The organism is Embleya sp. L77 (assembly GCF_055557415.1).
Map to the genome: position 1 here is coordinate 6,890,086 of NZ_CM145709.1, position 17,098 is coordinate 6,907,183.

General features: G+C 68.6%; 19 protein-coding genes and 1 pseudogene. 14 read left to right on the forward strand and 6 right to left on the reverse strand.

Translation table 11 applies throughout. The features are described from left to right. Nucleotides 1–22 precede the first annotated feature (22 nt). A complete protein-coding gene (locus ACZOOI_RS29465) occupies nt 23–400 on the forward strand; it encodes a hypothetical protein (protein WP_465278671.1) in 378 nt (125 codons plus the stop codon). 9 nt (nt 401–409) lie between these two features. On the opposite strand, the pseudogene ACZOOI_RS29470 reads toward ACZOOI_RS29465, so the two are convergent. Then, nucleotides 410–1,149, reverse strand: a pseudogene (locus ACZOOI_RS29470) (DUF6892 domain-containing protein). Here ACZOOI_RS29470 and ACZOOI_RS29475 point away from each other — a divergent pair. The 3 genes from ACZOOI_RS29475 (at nt 1,122) to istB (ending at nt 4,484) form a co-directional block, all read left to right on the forward strand. Beyond that, entirely contained in the window at nt 1,122–1,730 is a 609-nt protein-coding gene (locus ACZOOI_RS29475) for a hypothetical protein (RefSeq protein ID WP_465278672.1), read from the forward strand. The pseudogene ACZOOI_RS29470 and the gene ACZOOI_RS29475 overlap by 28 nt on opposite strands. A 328-nt stretch (nt 1,731–2,058) precedes the next feature. Beyond that, a complete protein-coding gene (gene istA / locus ACZOOI_RS29480) occupies nt 2,059–3,696 on the forward strand; it encodes an IS21 family transposase (protein WP_465278673.1) in 1,638 nt (545 codons plus the stop codon). Next, entirely contained in the window at nt 3,693–4,484 is a 792-nt protein-coding gene (gene istB / locus ACZOOI_RS29485) for an IS21-like element helper ATPase IstB (protein WP_465278674.1), read from the forward strand. The genes istA and istB overlap by 4 nt, the downstream gene beginning before the upstream one ends. Here istB and ACZOOI_RS29490 read toward each other — a convergent pair whose 3' ends face one another. From ACZOOI_RS29490 to ACZOOI_RS29500, 3 genes are all read right to left on the reverse strand, one after another. After that, nucleotides 4,485–4,880 (reverse strand): hypothetical protein, encoded by a 396-nt coding sequence (locus ACZOOI_RS29490; protein ID WP_465278675.1) that lies wholly within the window; start codon nt 4,878–4,880, stop codon nt 4,485–4,487. It abuts the gene before it with no gap. A 410-nt stretch (nt 4,881–5,290) separates the two neighbouring features. Beyond that, nucleotides 5,291–5,512 carry a hypothetical protein gene (locus ACZOOI_RS29495; protein WP_465278676.1) on the reverse strand — a complete coding sequence of 74 codons (222 nt, stop codon included), beginning with the start codon at nt 5,510–5,512 and terminating at the stop codon, nt 5,291–5,293. Nucleotides 5,513–6,608: 1,096 nt separating this feature from the next. Then, nucleotides 6,609–7,022: a hypothetical protein gene (locus tag ACZOOI_RS29500; RefSeq protein ID WP_465278677.1), complete on the reverse strand. Its 414-nt coding sequence runs from the start codon at nt 7,020–7,022 to the stop codon at nt 6,609–6,611. A 137-nt stretch (nt 7,023–7,159) separates the two neighbouring features. On the opposite strand from ACZOOI_RS29500, the gene ACZOOI_RS29505 reads away from it, so the two are divergent. The 10 genes from ACZOOI_RS29505 to ACZOOI_RS29550 all read left to right on the forward strand — a co-directional run bounded on the left by ACZOOI_RS29505 (nt 7,160) and on the right by ACZOOI_RS29550 (nt 15,705). Continuing rightward, on the forward strand, nt 7,160–7,729 hold the full coding sequence (locus ACZOOI_RS29505; protein WP_465278678.1) for a hypothetical protein: 570 nt from the start codon (nt 7,160–7,162) through the stop codon (nt 7,727–7,729). A gap of 1,109 nt (nt 7,730–8,838) precedes the next feature. Further along, a complete protein-coding gene (locus ACZOOI_RS29510; RefSeq protein WP_465278679.1) occupies nt 8,839–9,495 on the forward strand; it encodes a hypothetical protein in 657 nt (218 codons plus the stop codon). A gap of 242 nt (nt 9,496–9,737) precedes the next feature. Beyond that, complete coding sequence (locus ACZOOI_RS29515) at nt 9,738–10,205, forward strand: hypothetical protein (RefSeq protein WP_465278680.1); 468 nt, start codon at nt 9,738–9,740, stop codon at nt 10,203–10,205. Nucleotides 10,206–11,133: 928 nt separating this feature from the next. After that, nucleotides 11,134–11,667 (forward strand): hypothetical protein, encoded by a 534-nt coding sequence (locus ACZOOI_RS29520; protein WP_465278681.1) that lies wholly within the window; start codon nt 11,134–11,136, stop codon nt 11,665–11,667. Nucleotides 11,668–11,671: 4 nt separating this feature from the next. Beyond that, on the forward strand, nt 11,672–11,914 hold the full coding sequence (locus ACZOOI_RS29525; protein ID WP_465278682.1) for a hypothetical protein: 243 nt from the start codon (nt 11,672–11,674) through the stop codon (nt 11,912–11,914). Between the two features lie 500 nt (nt 11,915–12,414). Next, nucleotides 12,415–13,161 carry a hypothetical protein gene (locus tag ACZOOI_RS29530; protein WP_465278683.1) on the forward strand — a complete coding sequence of 249 codons (747 nt, stop codon included), beginning with the start codon at nt 12,415–12,417 and terminating at the stop codon, nt 13,159–13,161. Nucleotides 13,162–13,565: 404 nt separating this feature from the next. After that, on the forward strand, nt 13,566–13,997 hold the full coding sequence (locus ACZOOI_RS29535) for a transcriptional regulator (RefSeq protein WP_465278684.1): 432 nt from the start codon (nt 13,566–13,568) through the stop codon (nt 13,995–13,997). Nucleotides 13,998–14,324: 327 nt separating this feature from the next. Next, nucleotides 14,325–14,741 carry a hypothetical protein gene (locus tag ACZOOI_RS29540; protein WP_465278685.1) on the forward strand — a complete coding sequence of 139 codons (417 nt, stop codon included), beginning with the start codon at nt 14,325–14,327 and terminating at the stop codon, nt 14,739–14,741. A 329-nt stretch (nt 14,742–15,070) separates the two neighbouring features. Continuing rightward, nucleotides 15,071–15,328: a hypothetical protein gene (locus tag ACZOOI_RS29545; protein WP_465281320.1), complete on the forward strand. Its 258-nt coding sequence runs from the start codon at nt 15,071–15,073 to the stop codon at nt 15,326–15,328. Further along, nucleotides 15,325–15,705: a PIN domain-containing protein gene (locus ACZOOI_RS29550; protein WP_465278686.1), complete on the forward strand. Its 381-nt coding sequence runs from the start codon at nt 15,325–15,327 to the stop codon at nt 15,703–15,705. Before ACZOOI_RS29545 ends, ACZOOI_RS29550 begins: the two co-directional genes overlap by 4 nt. A 112-nt stretch (nt 15,706–15,817) precedes the next feature. On the opposite strand, the gene ACZOOI_RS29555 is transcribed toward ACZOOI_RS29550, so the two are convergent. Together ACZOOI_RS29555 and ACZOOI_RS29560 are read right to left on the reverse strand one after the other, a co-directional pair. Then, a complete protein-coding gene (locus tag ACZOOI_RS29555; protein WP_465278687.1) occupies nt 15,818–16,948 on the reverse strand; it encodes a methyltransferase domain-containing protein in 1,131 nt (376 codons plus the stop codon). After that, the gene (locus ACZOOI_RS29560; protein WP_331767677.1) at nt 16,945–17,067 is read right to left on the reverse strand and encodes a hypothetical protein; all 123 of its coding nucleotides are present in this window, start codon (nt 17,065–17,067) and stop codon (nt 16,945–16,947) included. Before ACZOOI_RS29560 ends, ACZOOI_RS29555 begins: the two co-directional genes overlap by 4 nt. Nucleotides 17,068–17,098 lie beyond the last annotated feature (31 nt).

Below are 17,098 nucleotides of genomic sequence, written 5' to 3' on the forward strand. Positions count from 1 at the left end.
TCTGGCCACACCGGCCTACTTCATGGGCCTGCGCACCACCGCGGGCAGCAACAACATCCCCTACCCGGGTGACCCGACCGGCCCCCTCGAACCATGCGGGATGCCGCTCGAAGCGTGGCACGACGACGACCTGCGCTTCCCGATCTCTCTCGCCCTGCCCGCATCCGACCTGGGCCAACGCGACCTCCCCGACGCGCTGACCCTGTGGACCGGCGACGGCTCCGTCGCCACCATCCATTCCGACGGCACATGCCGCCAGTCCGGCCCTCGCCGCCTCGCCCACGAACTCGCCCACATCCACCGCGACTTCGAGAACGCCGGCAGACCCGAACGCCGACACCACCGACTCCGCATCGACCCCCAGGGACACCACACAATCTCGTTCACGCCGACGCCATAGCCCGACCGATCACCGCACGGCACCGTCGACCGCTTCGAAAGCCCGCGCGCACGCAGTCATGCCCCGCCGCCGCGCGGCACCCTCCGTCCGGGGGCGCCACGACATCGCCGGCCGGTCCACGGTCCGGACGCAGCCCGGACACACGATGCGGCGAACGGCTCGCGCAACCGCTCGGGACCGACCTCCGTCGACCGCATCATCGAAGCGCGCCAACGGTGAGGCGGCAGGTGGCGAGTGGGTGCCGGGTCCAGTCGGTGTCGGTGCGCGCGCGGCAAAGACCTTCGCGGCGTCCGGTACCGCCAGGACGCCGTCGTCCACGAAGGTGACCTCGCGCAGGTTGGGCAGCAGGGCGAGGTCGTCGAGCGAGCGGACGTCGAACAAGTGGTCCTCGCCGTCCCAGGCGGGGGACAGTGCAGGAAGACGTCCGCCCCGGCGTCGAAGCACAACTCCTCGACGCGGGCGAGCAACTCGGTCGGGATCTCCAGGGCCTCGAAATGAGCCCGGGACCCCGGCAGCACCTCCACATGGAGGCCGTTCTCCAGGACGTGGGAGGCGGGGTCGCCGATCCGCCGCTCGGCCGACCGCGCGGGCAGGTTGTGGACCGGGAAACGAATCGGGGCCGGCTGCACCGGATGGCCGATCAGGACGCGCAGCTTTGGGCGGCGGAGTGCACGCTTGATCCGCGGAACGCCCACCGTGCCCGGTCGAGGGGAGGCACCGCATGGCTCATGGTGCAGCGGGAGGCCCATTCGAAGGCGCCGTCAACGCGCTCGTGGTGGCGGTTGTCACCACGGCCATCGGCACCCTGGGAGTCTCGTTCCACGAATGGCGGGGCAGGCGCAGTCGCGATGCGCGCCGTCGCCAGGCGATGGACGAAGCCCAGACGTATGTCGCATTTCTGGCTCAGTGGTTCGCCGCCTACCAGACCGTACGCCCCGCAGCGCAGATCGATGAGACCAGACGATGGGCCACGGACGTCCTCGACGGCGTGCTCGGTACCTTGCACTCATCCCTGTCCGAACGACAGTCAAACATCGACCGCCCAGGGACTTGGTCCCGCTTTCGAAAGGCGGTGCTGCTCATTCCACTGAGATCATGGACAGCCTCGCTTGCGCGTGTTGCGTTCTACCTCATGATCGTCATCGTGAGCGGCGTGACACCAAGACTGATGTCCGACAAAGCCCGGGGCTGGGGTGACCGCATCGGTTCGTCGATCACCTTTCTCGTTTTCGCAGGCGCGATCCTCTATGGCTTGTGGCGTCTGGCGAACTTTCTTTCCGCCCGCCGGGCAGCCTCCCGAAACCCCAGCCCCCCGGGGCCTGCCACTTGACAGGCTCAGCCGCTCGCCCGGCACAAGCGTCCGGCCTGCGCTCGGACAACCTGGGTGGTCGCTCTGGAGGCATCAGTCGGCGTGCTTTGCTGCCTCCCCACGGCGAACTCCTGCGGGACCGCATCCTGATCGCGGCTTGCGTCGCACGACACACCCGCCGCCGACACCTGGCTATGACGTCTTGAGTTGGCCCCGGCGGGACGCCTTGAATCGGCCCCACCCGGGGGGCGCGTTGGAGTGTTCGGGGGTGGTGTCGGCTTGAAGTGGCCCCGGGAGGGGTCTTGCGGTGGGACGCTGACTGTGTTTCACCGGCTTGGGGGACGCCGCCATGTCCTTGTCGAAGGAAGAGCTCTTCTCGCGCATACGTCACGACTCGTGGCGGGACGGTTTGTCGGTGCGGGCGTTGGCCCGCAGGCATGGCGTCCATCGCCGTCTCGTCCGTGAGGCGTTGTCGTCGCCGGTGCCCAAGCCACGCAAGCGTCCGGTCCGCAGATCTCCCCGGTTGGACCCGTTCAAGAAGACCATCGACGACTGGTTGCGCGCGGATCTGGACGCGCCGCGCAAGCAACGCCACACGACCAGGCGGATCGTGGCCCGACTCGAGCAGGAGCTCGACGCCCGGATCTCGTATCCGACGGTCCGTGACTACGTGACGGCCCGGCGCCCGGAGATCGCGGCGGAAGCGGGGGCGCCGGCCGAGGGATTCGTCGTCCGACACAACCGCCCGGGTGCGGACGCGGAAGTCGATTTCGGCGAGCTGTGGGTCGATCTCGACGGGACGCTCACCAAGTGTTTTCTCTTCGCGTTCCGCATGGCCTACTCGGGCAAAGCGGTTCACAGAATCACCGTCTCGTGCGGCCAGGAGGCATTCCTCGAAGGACACGTCCACGCCTTGTCGGTTCTCGGCGGGGTGCCCGGTGGTCAGATTCGCTACGACAATCTCACCCCGGCGGTGAAGAGAGTGGTCTTCCACAGCCGTTCCCGGGACGAGAACCCCCGATGGTCGGCGTTCCACCGGCATTACGGATTCACTCCTTTCTATTGCGAGCCGGGTCTGCGCGGCGCCCACGAAAAGGGCGGAGTGGAGGGACAGGTCGGCTACTTTCGCCGCAACTACCTCACTCCCGTTCCGAAAGTCACCTCGCTGGAGGAACTCAACGTCCGCATCCGCGAGTTCGAGGCGATCGAGGAGAACCGGCGGATCGGGTTGCGCATCCGCACGATCGGCCAAGACTTCCTCCACGAGTCCGGCCTGCTGATGAGCCTTCCCGACGACGCCTTCGAGACCGGCCTCGTCCTCACACCCCGGGTCGACCGCTACGCGCTGATCACCGTGCGGATGTGCCGGTACTCGGTCCCGGCCCGTTTCATCGGCCGCAAGGTCCGGGTGGTGCTGCGCTCCACCGACCTGGTCGCCTACGACGGGCGCGTCGAGATCGCACGACACTCCCGATTGACCGGTCGCGGCGGGGAACGCCTCGTCCTGGACCACTACCTGGAGGTGCTGCTGCGCAAGCCCGGCGCGCTGGCCGGTTCCGAAGCCTTGGACCAGGCCCGCAAGGAAGGTTCCTTCACCACCGCCCACGAGGCTTTGTGGGCGGCCGCCAAATCCGCGCACGGCGACGGGGAAGGCACAAAAGCCCTGGTCAACGTTCTCCTGCTGCACCGACACATGCACCATCAGGACGTCGTCGACGGCATCCGGGCGGCGTTGGCGGTGGGTTCCCACACCCCGGACGTCGTCGCGCTTGAGGCCCGCAAGGCGGCCGAGAGCCGCAACAGGTCGCCGACGGTCGCCGCCGAATCCCCTCGCGCGGCCCCGCCGCCGGTCGCCCCGGACCCGCAGGAACGGGTGACCAGCCTGACGATGCGGCGGGTCGCGCAGCTTCCCGGCGACGTCCGCCCGCCGCCCGCTCTGAACGACTGGGACCAGTTACTGCGGCTCAACCGGAAGGACTCGTCATGACGATCCCGCACCACAGCCTGACCGAACCGGCCTCGAACGCCGCGATCGACACCGCCTGCCGCGTCCTGCGTCTGCCCACGATCCGCAGCCAGTTCGAGGCCACCGTCTCGCGCGCGGAACGCGAGCATCTGTCCTACCGGGGGTTCCTCGCCGAGCTGTTGATGGCCGAGTGCGAGGACCGCGACCGCCGCCGGTCCGAGCGGCGGATCCGCGCGGCGGGTTTCCCCAGGCAGAAGTGGCTGACCGATTTCGAATACTCCGCCAACCCCAACATCCCACCGGCGTTGGTGAACAACCTCGCCACCTGCGAGTGGATCCGCAAAGGCGAACCGCTGTGTCTGATCGGCGACTCCGGCACGGGAAAGTCGCACCTGTTGATTGCACTGGGAACGGCCGCGGCGATGGCCGGATACCGGGTTCGTTACGCGCTCGCCGCCAAACTCGTGAACGAACTCGTGGAAGCGGCAGACGAGAAGCAGTTGACCAAGACAATCGCCCGTTACGGACGCGTCGATCTTTTGTGCATCGACGAACTCGGCTATCTCGAACTGGACCGCAGGGGTGCCGAGATGCTCTTCCAGGTATTGACCGAGCGGGAGGAGAAGAACAGCGTCGCCATCGCATCCAATGAATCGTTTGGAGGCTGGACGAAAACGTTCACGGACCCGCGTTTGTGCGCGGCGATCGTGGACCGGCTCACGTTCAACGGCACGATCATCGAGACGGGCACCGAATCCTATCGACTCGCCCACACCAAAGCCCGGATGCAGGCGAACGCTTCGGCGTAGTCACCCGTTCGGCGGTCGGTTCCGCTTCCCCATCCACTCGCGCACCGACGACGCGCGGTCCATCCGGGCCGCGATCTCGGTCTTGGCCGGCGCGTCCAGCGTCTCGGGGAGTTCCTCGAAGGCGGCCGGTCGAACATCGAGCAGACTCAAGATCTGTTCGCCGGTCCGCACCGACAACAGCAGTTGGCACCGCCACTGCGGGGAGACCGCGGGCCGATGTTCCAGGCGGTGTTCGAACATCGGATACAGGTGGTGCACGGCGTCTTCGGGGACGTGCCGCCGCAGCCAGTCGACCGACAACCTCTGGCTGAACCCGTAATCGGCGGCCTCGCCTTCCAAGCGGAGCAGTTCAGGGGTCCCGATCGCCCGGATCGTTCGCGGGAGGACAGCTGTCACGGGCCGATCATCCCACCGAACCGAGCGACCCCGGAGCCACGTCAAGCCAACACCCGGGGCCACTTCAAGACGTCACCAACCCCGGAATCATCCCCGGGTGGGGCCGATTCAAGGCGTCCCGCCGGGGCCAACTCAAGACGTCATAGCCAGACACCTTGCGGCCCGGACCCGAGGTCGTGTTGCAGGCCTACCTCGACCTGGCGGTCGGCCTGCGCAAGCGCATGCCGTGGCAGAGGTGGAAACGGCGAGGGTGCCGCCGTGAGCAACGCGGGGACCTCCGGTTGGTAGGTTCGCCCCGCATCTGACCCACCCGGACAGGGCGCGAGGACGCGGCCCCACCCGGCGGCCCACCTGAAGACCACGCGCATTCCCGCCGCGGCCTCGACTCGCTGTCAACGCTCCACCGCTGGTCATTGATCGGTGTGGCACGTCCCCTTTGTGCGTATCTCCGCACGCCAATGCACCCCGTCCGGCCAGTGCCCCACGGACACCGACCCGTCGCCGTGCAGGTCCACACCGATGTATTGAACCTCCGGCCGGTCGGCACATTCGAATGCCACGCCGGCGATCTCACCCGCGGGTACGGTCACCTCGGCCAGCAATACGCTCTCGCTCTTGATCAGGAACTTCACAGTTCATCCTCCGTACGAGTCGGTCGGGTCGTTGCCTGGTTGCCGGGAGTCGGTTCGACATGGTCGGGTCCGCGCATGTTCGCATTCATCGACGGCTTCCCAGGCCTGGCGAGTACCGTCGCCCGTCGCGGTCCCGTCGTGGTTCCCGTGCATATCGGGAGCGTTCGTCGATCAATCCTCAGCGAGTGGGGATCTCCACTTCATTCTGGAGGAACGGATGATGCGATACCTGCGGACCATGCCCTTCCCCGCAGCCGACGGTACGGGGAAGGGTTCGAGTGAATCGGCGCCGAGTGACGATGATGCAGAATCGAGAACACCATTTCCGTTCGGGGATCGACCATCTTTCGATTCCCGTTCTCTGATGGGGAGTTGCGCGGCGTGGCTCGATGCCCTCGTTCCGCTCGCGCGGCGAGTTCCGTTGCCGTCACGCAACGGAAGGGTCCGCCGGTGCGTCGTCCGGGGCCCGTCCTGGGAACGATGGTTGGGGCAGGGAAGGGCGGAGCGGCGAGACGGCGGCCCACCCGACTGGATGCCGGGTCGGCGGCCGTGACGCCGACCCGGCATCGGGTTCGACGGATGATTCCGCACGGGCTACGAAGGTTTGTCGGTCAAGGCGCCCCGTGTCACACAGAAACACTCACCGGGTTCGACCTGCCCGCATTTCGGGTGCCAGCAGAAGCCGGCATCCACGATGTGCACGCCACCGTCGGAATCTCGGGCACCCCACTTCCATGCCTCCCCGTCACGGAGTCCGCAAACGGAGGGGTGCTCGGCCATTCCCCGCCTTGCCCAATCGAGCGCGGTTGTCTCGTTGGTTCCCTCGTACAGCACGATATCTGCGGCATCGCCGACGGCGGCGACGCAGTACCACGGTTCGAACCGTCCATTCACGATGTATTCCTGCCTTATTCTCGAGCGCTCCGACCATTTCCCGTCCATGTTATGAACGCCGATGGGATGCCGCGATCACGCCGGCACCCTCCCCGGAATCGGCCGGGCGGGGGAAGGGAATCCACGACCCGAGACCGCTGGACTTCTCATCAAGGGAACGTCGATCGTGCCGGGACGCCTGCGACGTCCCGGCACGGTTGCGTCAATGCTTCGGGTGCCTGTGCGCGGGGGCGTCCGGGAAGCAGCGCGGGCACAGAATCCAGGCGAAGTGGGGATCCCGACCGCCCAGGCGCACGTGACCCACGTCGGCGAGATCATCACCGCACGCCGCCTCCGGACTCACGGCTTCGGGCCGGCTGCGATGCACCGTCGCACCCTCCGGGCAGCCCAGATAGTCCCTCGTGGGACCGTCACGGTCGGTCCACACGAACGAGTGCGCAGTCGCGAAGAGTTCCCGGAGATGCTCGGCGTCCTCCTCGCATTGGTGGCACTCACCGTTCGGCCCGGGATACAGGTTGTCGTGGGCACCCGTGGGGCACGCCGGCAGAAAGGCGTCCCTGCGTGCGCGGTTTCGTCGACGTGCCGCCTCGGCCTCGTCCTCGGGAATGGCGCCCATGCGATTTCCTTTCCGAAAGGAACAGAAGAACAAGAATATGCTATCCGGAAATCGGGCGGCCTTTCCCTGGGGTCCCACCCTTCCCCGGAACACCGGGGGAGGGGTCATCGCACAAAAGGGTTCCTCGTCGGGGAGATATGCTGAAAGCGTTCGACCCGGTCGACGACAAATACCGAACGCGCCAAGAACGGGACACCGAAATCATGAGGGCATATAGGCCGACGGAGGCCGACGTGCTGTCCGTATTCGAGAAACGCGACTCCTTGAGCCTGTTCAAGATCGCGGAACTGATTCTGAACCGACGCGACCCCGAGAACCAGACCTACGGCCTCTCGTACGCCCAGGCCCGCCGCGTGGTGACAGCAGGCGTGAACAACAGCGCGCTCCTGGCCCTGCTCGAGCACATGACGTCCGTCGGCGTCCTGACGCAGACCCGCGGACCCGCGGTCGCCGGTCGCCGTGCCCCGATCGCCTATCGGCCGACATCGCGCGTACTCGCGGAGCGGCGCCGGTCGGCTCTGGCGCGCGCCGAGGCGCATGCGACAGAGAAACTGCTCGCCCTGCACGCGCAGGAGTGGAACCGGATCCGCGACGCGTACCTCGCCGAACACGCGGACACCGAACCGCTCGACGACACAGACCACCCGGGCCCCACCCCCGCCGAGCAGGCCGGGGAAACACGCGGGGACGTCGGAACCAGCGCCTGAACACCCGGCCGGCCACGGGGCGTTCCGCTACCGGCAGCGCGATGCGGACCTGCGCCGCCCCTTCCTTCGTCCGTCCCCGCGGCCGCGAACAGACGACCTCACATGAAGAGCAGGAGACGAATCGAACATGGAAATCACCCGTCTCGTGGTGACGAGCGAGCACACGGAGGAGTTCAGCAGGATGGGGGACGTCGACCCGGAGATCGATTGCGACTGCGGGTCTTGGGACGACGACTGATCTCTTCGGCCACCGCCGATGGAGATACCGTGCACGGCTCGCACTGCGGCGAAATCGTGCCACGTTCACACCGCAACCAAGCACAAAGGGAAGCGCGTTGACCGGCCCGTCGACTTTCGTGCCCCCGACCGTCGAACTCGTGTGACGACATCGTCCGTCGGGTCCGCGAACGGGACTACGACGAGACGCAGGCCCAGTTCCCCGACGAGACGTTCCACCTGGAAAACGGGCACACGCCCTACGTGCGGGTGTGTGACGTCGAGGGAGCCGCGCTACTTCCCGCCTTCCGGCGTCGAAATCCACCACACCGACCTCGGCCACCGCGCCGACTTCTCGTTCCACGACGACCTCGGCGTACCCATCGACGAACCGGGCTCGATCACCACGATCGACCTTCGCGGGTATCTCGAACGATGGGTCGAGGCCAGCCCCAACAGCGCGCAAGCACCCGACCCGTACCACGATCCCCACGCCGAAGTACTCAGTGATCTGCGCGGATCCATGGAGAACGGCTACGACCAGGATCGCGTGAACGCAGTCCCGGGGCGCCTCAACGACACCTTCGGGCTCCGTCTTGCCTGTCTGTGGACTACATGGATCCCTACGGATTCGGCGGCGACTCGAACTTCCACCTGGAGGACGACGAAGGCCGAGTTTGCGCACTCGTCGGTGACCCGGGGGGATGGCTCAACCATCCCGTCGACACCCCCAGGCACCCCAAGCGCCGGGCAGACCCGCCGACTGGCGCGGAGACGCCGTTACCGACATCAGCCCGGTCGCGGCAACCGACCACCGTCTCAACCGGGCCCGACGCGACCTCCGCCACACGTAGCCACGCCGCCCGACTTCGCACGATGACAAGGAAACCGACATGGACGACGAGTACTACGCCCACCTCACCGTCATCTGCTGCTCCACGGACACCGCAGCCGATCTCGGCGACCGCCTGCGGGCCGCGGGGTTCATGACCGATGCCGAGCGCCACGGCACCGACCTCGACGCGGACGAGCCCCGGCTCACGCCGGGCCAGGACCTGACGGCCCACGGCATCGACGCCGACGACGTGCAGTGCCTCCTCGACGCACTCACCGCGCTGGATCACGAATTCGCGTACGTCGTGCGGACCGAAATCGACCGAGGCCAGCCCGGCGACCTGTTCGTTCGCGTCCCGGGACTCACATGGCAGGGTTCGTGCGACCGATCCGGCACCCCGATGGTCGACGCCGACACCGTCCCAGCGATGGCGGCCGAACCCGACCCCGGCATCCGCGCCGAACTGCTCGACGCCTCCACCGGCCACAGCGTCCGCACCGCACTTGCGGAAATGGAACGCACCCGCGACCTACTCTCCCTCGCCGCCGACATCGGCCTCCGTGAAGGAGACCTCGACGACGCCATCCACGACGTCTTCGGCGAGCAGGCCGCCTCCGTCAACAACGGCGGCCTCCCCGCACAACTCGCCCTCCTCACCGAGGGCACCCGGGACCCCGACGCCCTCCGAACCCTCCTGGAGAACCTGCGCCCCTGACCCAAACCCGAACCGACACCGCCCACCCCGGAGACCCACACCTCCGCGTTCAGACGCCGCCGACCGCCAGCGCGACGCACGCCCCCGCGCTCGATCAGCGTTCGGTGATGTCAGTGCGATCGGTTCGAGGTCACCCGGCGCGAAAGACTCACCGGTGACGGCGGCCACGTAGTCGCGGCTGTTGTCGGGAGGCGTGTTTACGATGCACGTGGATCACGGGCAACGACAATGGGGGAGCCAGCATGATCACGTCGCGCCCCGTTCGGCGCTTGCGTTTCCGGCGCGAGCACCGAATCGAGTTCATTCCGAGCCTCTCCCACCGCGACACCGCATCCCCCGATTCCCGCTTGTCGCGGGCGGCGTGCTCCTGTGGCGCCTGGGCGTCGGAACGCTCCGGGTCCCGACGGGAGCACGCACGATCCTTCAACCGCCATGTGAACCAGGCCCGGGCCCTGGCCGAGGTCGTTCCATCCGAGTACGCCAAGCTCGTGATCGTGCCGCTGCGGTGTGTCAATGCGGAGCATGCCGAAGCCGTCGTTCGGGATTGCCCGCAGAAACGCGACCGCGAGCAGCAGCTCTTCGTTCGCGAAGAGACAGTGTTCATCGCGTACCGGGACAACGATTTCCCCTGCTCTGTAGCGGTCTGGGCCCATGGAGAAGGCCATGCCACGGACGTCTATGCAGGTCGCGTCCTGCGAGATGTCGCCTGAGTCCGACTTACTCGCCGTTGCACGCTTTCTCTCCCCGGCATCTGGTGAGCCCGCGCTGCGGCTTCGCCGGCAGCTCGCCATTCCTGCCTTGGTTTTCGGCCACCCTGGACCCTCGTGGCCCGCACGCCTGGGACAAGGAGGAACGGATGTTGTGGTCATGGCGTGACGGGGTCGTGCGAGCGGTCCTGCTTGCGCTGTCGCACACGCCGCCGGCGGGGGTGGAGGGCATTGCGTCTGGCGACGCGATCTTGTCCCAGGCGTCGGGTTCCGAAGGCCCTGAGCGGCCGCGCGCGTGTGCGTGCACCGAGTTCGACGCGAACAGCCGGTGCCCGTGCCGCGCGAGCGCCCCGGTGTAGGGGTCGGGCCAAGCCCTCGCAATCTCTCGGGAGTCCGCAACGTACGCATGGGCCTGCGCCTTGAGGGACGCGCAGGCCCAGCACCGGGACGTATGGGGCCCGGCCTCGAGTCCGGGCACGGGAGCTGAACGGAACAGGAGCGCCCGGGCACCGAACCGAATGCCCGCCGTCTTCCCCGGCCACACACGCGTCAGGGGGATGAGTCGATGCTCCACCCCTTCCCCGGTGGGTGGGTCAGGGGAAGGGACGCGCGCACATGGCAGCCGCAGTCAAGCCGGCGATGTGGTCGGGGCGTCGCTCGCTTCTCATGGCGACAACCCGACCCCGCCCTCCGTGGCGCGTGGCGTGGACCGGCCCGCGTGGGGATTCCGCCCCGCCGGAAACGTTCACGGGTTTACTTCCAGCAAGGCTCCGGCCAATTCTTCGCCAGGCGATCGGATTCCGGCGATAAGAAGTGCCCGAGTGGATTCCTGCTTCTCCAGGGAAGGGTGGAAACCGGTAAGCCGGGCGGCCGGAATTCGCTATGTTCGATTCGCAACCGAATGCGGTGGCGGATTCGAAGGGAAATCGGCATGAGAGAAGACGAGGCGTGGCAATTCTCGCTCCGCGCAGCGCAATTGTTGGAGGAGTGCAGGGATAAAATCCAGCGTGCGCGCATTCTGAGTCGGGCGATGGAAACGCTCGGGGACAGTGCATGGATGCTTCCTTTCGTGGCGGCGGTGAGCGTCGTCAACAAGTGCCCCCTGAAACTCCGGGACAAGTGTGGGCGCCCCTCTTCCGCGCTGCTGCTCCCGGATAAGGAAAAAATTCCGAGTAATTCCATGGTCGCGTCCTTGTTGCGGGAAGTTTCCGACGATCGAAACACCGAATTGAATGCCGCGACGATTCGGCGTCGACTGACCCACGCGGCCGATTTTGTGGATTCCATGTGGGATCTACTTGCGGATCCCGAAGCTCATGAACGTGTCGAGGTTGCCCGGTCGTCCTTTCGCGGGCTTGCGACCGAGCCACATGGCATCGAGAACGTTGCGATGCTGTACCTGAGCTGTCTGGACGTGATCGACCGTTGTGCGACGACTGAGCTTCGTCCGGGTGGGGGGTGTTGATGTGGTGAGGCGTTACGAGGACGCCACATCGTGCGTGCGGTTCCTCCTGGTTGCCTTGTGCGCGTTCGTCGTGGGGTTCGTGATCGTGGTGGAGGGGGACCGGGCGTCCGTTCCCCCTGTGGTGGTCGTGGGTGTGGGCGCGCCGGTGGCGGTGTCGATGTTCTGGGTTGCGTTCGCGTGGCGTTGCGGGTTCCGGGTGGTCTCGATGGCCACCCTCGTGATCGTCGGGCTCGCCGCGCTGCTGTGACGTTCCGAACACCCCCGTGCTCCGGGCTCTTTCGGGAGTCCGGAGCACGAGGGGCGGGCGTCGGTGCGGGGGTTCCTTCCCGGTGGGGTCCGATTCCGGGAGGGGCCTCGCTCTCGGCTCCCGGCGGCGGACAAGGCGGGAACCGGGCCGGTTCGCAGGGTCGCGGCCGGCCGCGGCCCTGCGACGACGCCGAAAGCCGTGATCGACGCGTCACACCACCCGGAACGCCCGCAGCGAGGCCGGCCCTTGCGTACGGAGTCGGTTCGGGTTCGGGGAAGGGATGAGGGTGGGCGCGGTGGTGGGGCGGGCGGCGGGATGGTGGTGGAGCGGTCGGGCATCGTCGGCCCGGCGCCCGGCCACCCCGTCCCCGGCCGGCTTCGGCAGCGGGCATGCGGCCGGGACTCGTTCCTCGGGTGAGCGCGAACGATCGTCACCCTCACGCGCCGGTGGTCGCCCTGTGTGGAGCGGCCCGGCACCCACCCCACATCCGGGAGTACATGATGCAGCGCAGTGTTCTTCGACGGTTCCACCGGGCGATGGGCCGTACCGGACATCGGCATCCCTGGGCGGACGCCGTGCACGTGGCCCTGACCTTCCCCCGGCAGTGTTTCGGCGACGCTCCCCCGGCGTGGACCCCGGGGCCCGGCTTCGTCGAGCAGGTGTCGGGCAGTTGGGTCAAGGCCGACACGGACGGGACCCACACCGGTGTGGTTACCGGTGTGGGTCCCAAGACGACGCCTGCGTTCCACGGAGGCGCATGGGAGGACGAGGAGGTATGGATCGTGACTTCCCCACGCCGTGACGACTTCGTCGAACTCCTTGACAAGCCGCAGCGGGTGACGTGGTTGGCCCGCAAGCCGGACGTGGACATCGTCCGGGAGCCGTATCCGGGCCACCCCCACGCGAGACACCGCGCGTACTGGGGCGCCGTCGAACGCCGCTGGGGCTTCCAGCCGTCCCCGCTGCCGGCGACGGCCGGGGGCGGTTACGTCCTGGTCCTGGCGTGCGCCCCGAACAGCTGGGACGACACCACCGGCCCCGCCGAGGTGTTCCGGGCGACGATGTGGCTCGTTCGCACACTGGGGGCCAAGGCGACCGTGCACGGCCTCGCACACCGTCGTGACCTGCGTCCTCCGCGATTCGATCCCCTTCACGACCCGAACGGCTGCCACGGCGACGTCCCACCGGCCGGCATGGCCGTCAACAGGGTTCTGTACGCCATGCAGGATCAGCACCGGACACCCTGACCGACTCGTCCGCGCCGGCCACGACGCCCCCGCCGGTTCCACCCCTTCGGCGCCCCGCGCCGGATGCTGTTCGGGTGCGTCGCCGTGCGCAACGCGCTGTCGCCCTGCGTCCGAACTCGGGAGTTCCGGCGCCGGGGGCCCGCCGTTGGCGGCCGGCCGGTGGCCATGCATCGGGGTTCGGTCGATCGGTGCCCCTTCCCCGGCAAAGACGGGCGCGGGGAGGGGAGTTCGAGGTGCCGGGAGTCGGCCGGCCGGCACCCAGACTGGAATCCGGTGGCCGGCGAACACATCCCCCCGGATCGCGACGTCGACCGACCACCGGGCTTTCGGCACGCGGGGCGGGGGGCCCGTTGGGCCACGCAGGCACCACCCACCGATCACCGGCGAGAGGGACCACCATCACCATGACCCCGGATCAGCTCTCCGTTGCCGTCACGGCTGCGGTCGTCTACGCCGCCCTGTACAGCGCCCATCAGGTCGGTGACCACTGGATCCAAACCGACTCGCAGGCCCTGACCAAGGGTTCCGCGACCGGCACCGGCCGGTGCGCCTGCCTTGTCCACGTCGCCTCGTTGCTCGCGACGAAGCTGGTTTTCGTCACGATCGCGTGGGCGGTGCTGGGCCTGTCGATCGACGCACTCGGTCTGGTCGTCGGCTTGTCCGTCGACGCCGCGTCGCACTACTGGGCGGATCGCCGGGTCGGCCTCGAGCGTCTGGCCCGTGGGGTCGGCAAGGCGAAGTGGCTCGCGCGCGACCCCCACGCGCTCTACCTGCTCGATCAGGCATGGCACATCGGATGGTTGCTGCCGACCGCACTCCTGATCGCAGCCGTCTGACCTCCCTCGTGGCCGCCTGCCCAGGGGACGAACGGCTGCTCGCGGTCCGCATCGAGATCCGATCGGGATCCGAAGGAGTACACCCGTGGTCGATGCGGATACCGGCAACCTTGCCGACTGTGCGTGACCTCGGCCCCGGTCGCAGGAAGAGCCTGCGACCGGGGCGGTCGTCGTCGTGTGGGGTCGCCGGGCACGGGGTTTCGGTCGGCGGTTCCTTTCCCGGGGTGGTGGGTGCGGGGGTGGGGTCCGGGGTGGTCGGGGCGGTCGGGGCGCGGGTCCAGGGTGGTTCCCACAGGCATCGGGCCGGGCGGTCGAGGGGGTTGGCGGATGAGTGGGCGGCTTGCGGACCACGAGGGCGAGATTGTCATGACGTCGTGGGGAACCCACGAGTTGGGCACGGTGATCGTGCGACGGGCGGGAGCGACGGGTGAGCCCGCGTTCGTCGTGCGCGCGGTTGCGTTCGCCGAGGGGCCGGCGGGGAGGAAGCCGGAACTCGAACCGTGGGACCGGGAGATGCTCGCGGCCTTGGCGCGGTCGCAGGAGGAGGCGCTTGGCCTGCCGTCCGGGGATCGGGAGGAGCGGACCTTGACGGGGTGGACCGACGACGTGGTACAGGCGGTTGTGACGGCCCTGTCGACCGCGTTCGGGGAGGGCGTGCGGGTGGAGGCGACCGGCGAGGGGATCGTGTCCGTGGTGGACCACGACTGCGTGGGCGAGGAGTGCGGGTACACGCACCCCGAGTGAGGGTGTGATGAAACCGGTGCGGGATGTCGCGTGAACACTCGCGCGGCATCCCGTTCCCGTGTGCCCCTCCCCGGCTCCGTCCGGGACCGCACCGGGGGAGGGAGCGGCGAAGGTGACCGTAAGCCCTTGGGCCGCGTGCCGGCGGATCTGCCGACCGTCGCCGACTGCCACCCGCCGACGTCGCTGTCGCCCACCCGTCTCCGAACCGGCTCCCTCAGTACCAGAGCGGAGCCGCCGGTGTGGGCAGGAAACTCGAGAGCGCGGGTATCGGCGTTGGTGTACGGGTACGTACCCGTACACTGGTGTCCATGAGCGAGAGGAGTGCCACGATGTCGGATGCGAACGTCCGTATTCCTGCCGAGACCCGTGATCGGCTCGCCGAGGTGGCGGCCGCGGAGGGCATGTCGCTGCGCGCGTACCTCGCGCACCTCGCCGACACCCTCCTCACACCGCAGGAACGCGCGGAACGCGCCGAACAGGCCCGCCGGGTGTTGCGGGAGTGGAGCGGCTACGACCCCACCGAGGCCGAACAGGCCAGCCTGGACACGGAATTGGACCGGCGTATCGCCGCGGCGGGCCCGCGGTGAGCGACGCCTTGCACGTCGTGCTGGACGAGAGCGCCATGGCCGCCGCGGGACGCGGGAACGCCATGGCCTCCAGACTCATCCACCGCGCCCACGCCCAACCGGGCTGGTTCCTGTACGCCCCGGCCTGCGCCCTCGTCGAAGCCGACCGCATCCGCCCCGGCACCGCCGAACACATCGCAGCGCTGCCCGGCATCGGCGTCCTCGAACTCGACCTGTCCGCCGCACTCGCGATCGCCCCCGACGACACCTGGGGCGCGGCACACGCCCGCCACGCCGCCCGGCCCACCCCCGAACGCCCCGACGGCGCCTTCGTCGCCACCACCACCCCCGACCGATGGGCCGGACAAGCGGTACGCGTCCTCGACCTCAGCCTCTGACCCACGGCCGGCGACAGGCCTGCCCCGACCCGCGGCGCGGCACCGCTCGAGCCCGGGTGCTGCGCTGCGGTCGCCCCCCGGCGCCGTCGACCCTGCGGGCGTGCCGGTTCGTTCACATCCTCCAGCGACGGTCCGGTGCACCCGCCCAGGCCCATTGGGCATCGGGTTCGACGGTGATGCCGAAGTCGTAGGCGTGGATTTCGGCGTCGTCCTGCCAGGCGATGATCGTGGCGGCCTCGTCCCACAGCCGTCGGGGGCCGCCTTGGAGGGCGTGTCCGGCGCCGGGGCTGTCGTCGATCAGGGCCCAGGAGTCCTTGCCGTCGTGGAGCCACCATGTCGCGCCGCCCGCGCTCGTGGCGCGGTGGACGTCGGGGAGCCTGAGCGCGAGCGCCTGCGTGTAGTTGCCGTCCGCGGACACTCCCGCGAGGTGCCAGGCCACGGTGTCGACGGTGTGGGCCGGGTGTGCGGCGCGGATCTCCTCGAACACGGCGTGCCCGGGCCGGCGTTGCCCGCGCAGGGGCATGAACGTCACACTCTTGACGAACCGGCCGCTCGCCACGCCGTGCTCGTCGACGACCAGGCGCAGCAGGTTGCCGGATCCGAACGGCGGGGAGAACGGCGTTACCAACACGGCGCCCGGCGCGGCGTGTTCTATCCATGCGTGGGGGATGTGTCGGGTGACGGCGGCGGTGACGTGGACACGATCCCAGGGCCCGCCCGCACCACCGGCCCGGGCGGCGTCCTCGCCGTCGCCCGTCACGACGTCGACCGAGTCCGCCCAGGGAGTCAGACGCGCGCGGGCCGTGTCGGCGAGGGTGGGGTCGATCTCGACCGTCACCACGCGCCCGCTCGGGCCGACGCGGTGGGCCAGCAGCGCGGCGGTCCACCCGGAACCGGTCCCCACCTCCCACACCCGCTGCCCCGGACGCACCTCCAGCGCGGTGAGGAAGCTCGCGACGGCGAGGCGGTCGCTGATCGAACTGGTCGCCACCTCGCCACGCTCGGCGTCGATGCCGTCGTCGACCTGGGTGACGACCGGCCCGCACCCGCCCACCACCGCCGACCATCCGGCGGGATCGGCGCGCCGGTCCACGCGGGTATAGACGTCACCGTCGTCGCGCCAGATCACCTCGGGTGCGAACGCCTCCCGTCGCACCGCCTCCATCGCCTCCCGTACCCACGGGGCGTCGGAGAACGCGCCCTGTGCGTCGAGTTCGCGCAGGGCGTCCTCGTGGGCGTTCACGGCTTCTTGTGCTTGCCGCCGCCGGGTTTCTGCACGTCCGGATTTTGCCCGTCCTGGTCCCGGGTCGGCTGCGGCTTGTCGTCCGGCTTTCCGTCGTTCGGCTTCTCGTGCTCACCCATGACGACCCCCTCGGATACCGACAGTCATCCG

What these genes read in the sequence shown, in the direction of transcription:
- ACZOOI_RS29530 (WP_465278683.1), top strand. Translation starts at nt 12,415, where the DNA reads ATGCAGCGCAGTGTTCTTCGACGGTTCCACCGGGCGATGGGCCGTACC.
- ACZOOI_RS29545 (WP_465281320.1), top strand. Translation starts at nt 15,071, where the DNA reads ATGTCGGATGCGAACGTCCGTATTCCTGCCGAGACCCGTGATCGGCTC.
- ACZOOI_RS29515 (WP_465278680.1), top strand. Translation starts at nt 9,738, where the DNA reads ATGATCACGTCGCGCCCCGTTCGGCGCTTGCGTTTCCGGCGCGAGCAC.
- ACZOOI_RS29520 (WP_465278681.1), top strand. Translation starts at nt 11,134, where the DNA reads ATGAGAGAAGACGAGGCGTGGCAATTCTCGCTCCGCGCAGCGCAATTG.
- ACZOOI_RS29560 (WP_331767677.1), bottom strand. Translation starts at nt 17,067, where the DNA reads ATGGGTGAGCACGAGAAGCCGAACGACGGAAAGCCGGACGACAAGCCG.
- ACZOOI_RS29475 (WP_465278672.1), top strand. Translation starts at nt 1,122, where the DNA reads ATGGCTCATGGTGCAGCGGGAGGCCCATTCGAAGGCGCCGTCAACGCG.
- istB (WP_465278674.1), top strand. Translation starts at nt 3,693, where the DNA reads ATGACGATCCCGCACCACAGCCTGACCGAACCGGCCTCGAACGCCGCG.
- istA (WP_465278673.1), top strand. Translation starts at nt 2,059, where the DNA reads ATGTCCTTGTCGAAGGAAGAGCTCTTCTCGCGCATACGTCACGACTCG.
- ACZOOI_RS29535 (WP_465278684.1), top strand. Translation starts at nt 13,566, where the DNA reads ATGACCCCGGATCAGCTCTCCGTTGCCGTCACGGCTGCGGTCGTCTAC.
- ACZOOI_RS29505 (WP_465278678.1), top strand. Translation starts at nt 7,160, where the DNA reads ATGCTGAAAGCGTTCGACCCGGTCGACGACAAATACCGAACGCGCCAA.
- ACZOOI_RS29465 (WP_465278671.1), top strand. Translation starts at nt 23, where the DNA reads ATGGGCCTGCGCACCACCGCGGGCAGCAACAACATCCCCTACCCGGGT.
- ACZOOI_RS29500 (WP_465278677.1), bottom strand. Translation starts at nt 7,022, where the DNA reads ATGGGCGCCATTCCCGAGGACGAGGCCGAGGCGGCACGTCGACGAAAC.
- ACZOOI_RS29510 (WP_465278679.1), top strand. Translation starts at nt 8,839, where the DNA reads ATGGACGACGAGTACTACGCCCACCTCACCGTCATCTGCTGCTCCACG.
- ACZOOI_RS29540 (WP_465278685.1), top strand. Translation starts at nt 14,325, where the DNA reads ATGAGTGGGCGGCTTGCGGACCACGAGGGCGAGATTGTCATGACGTCG.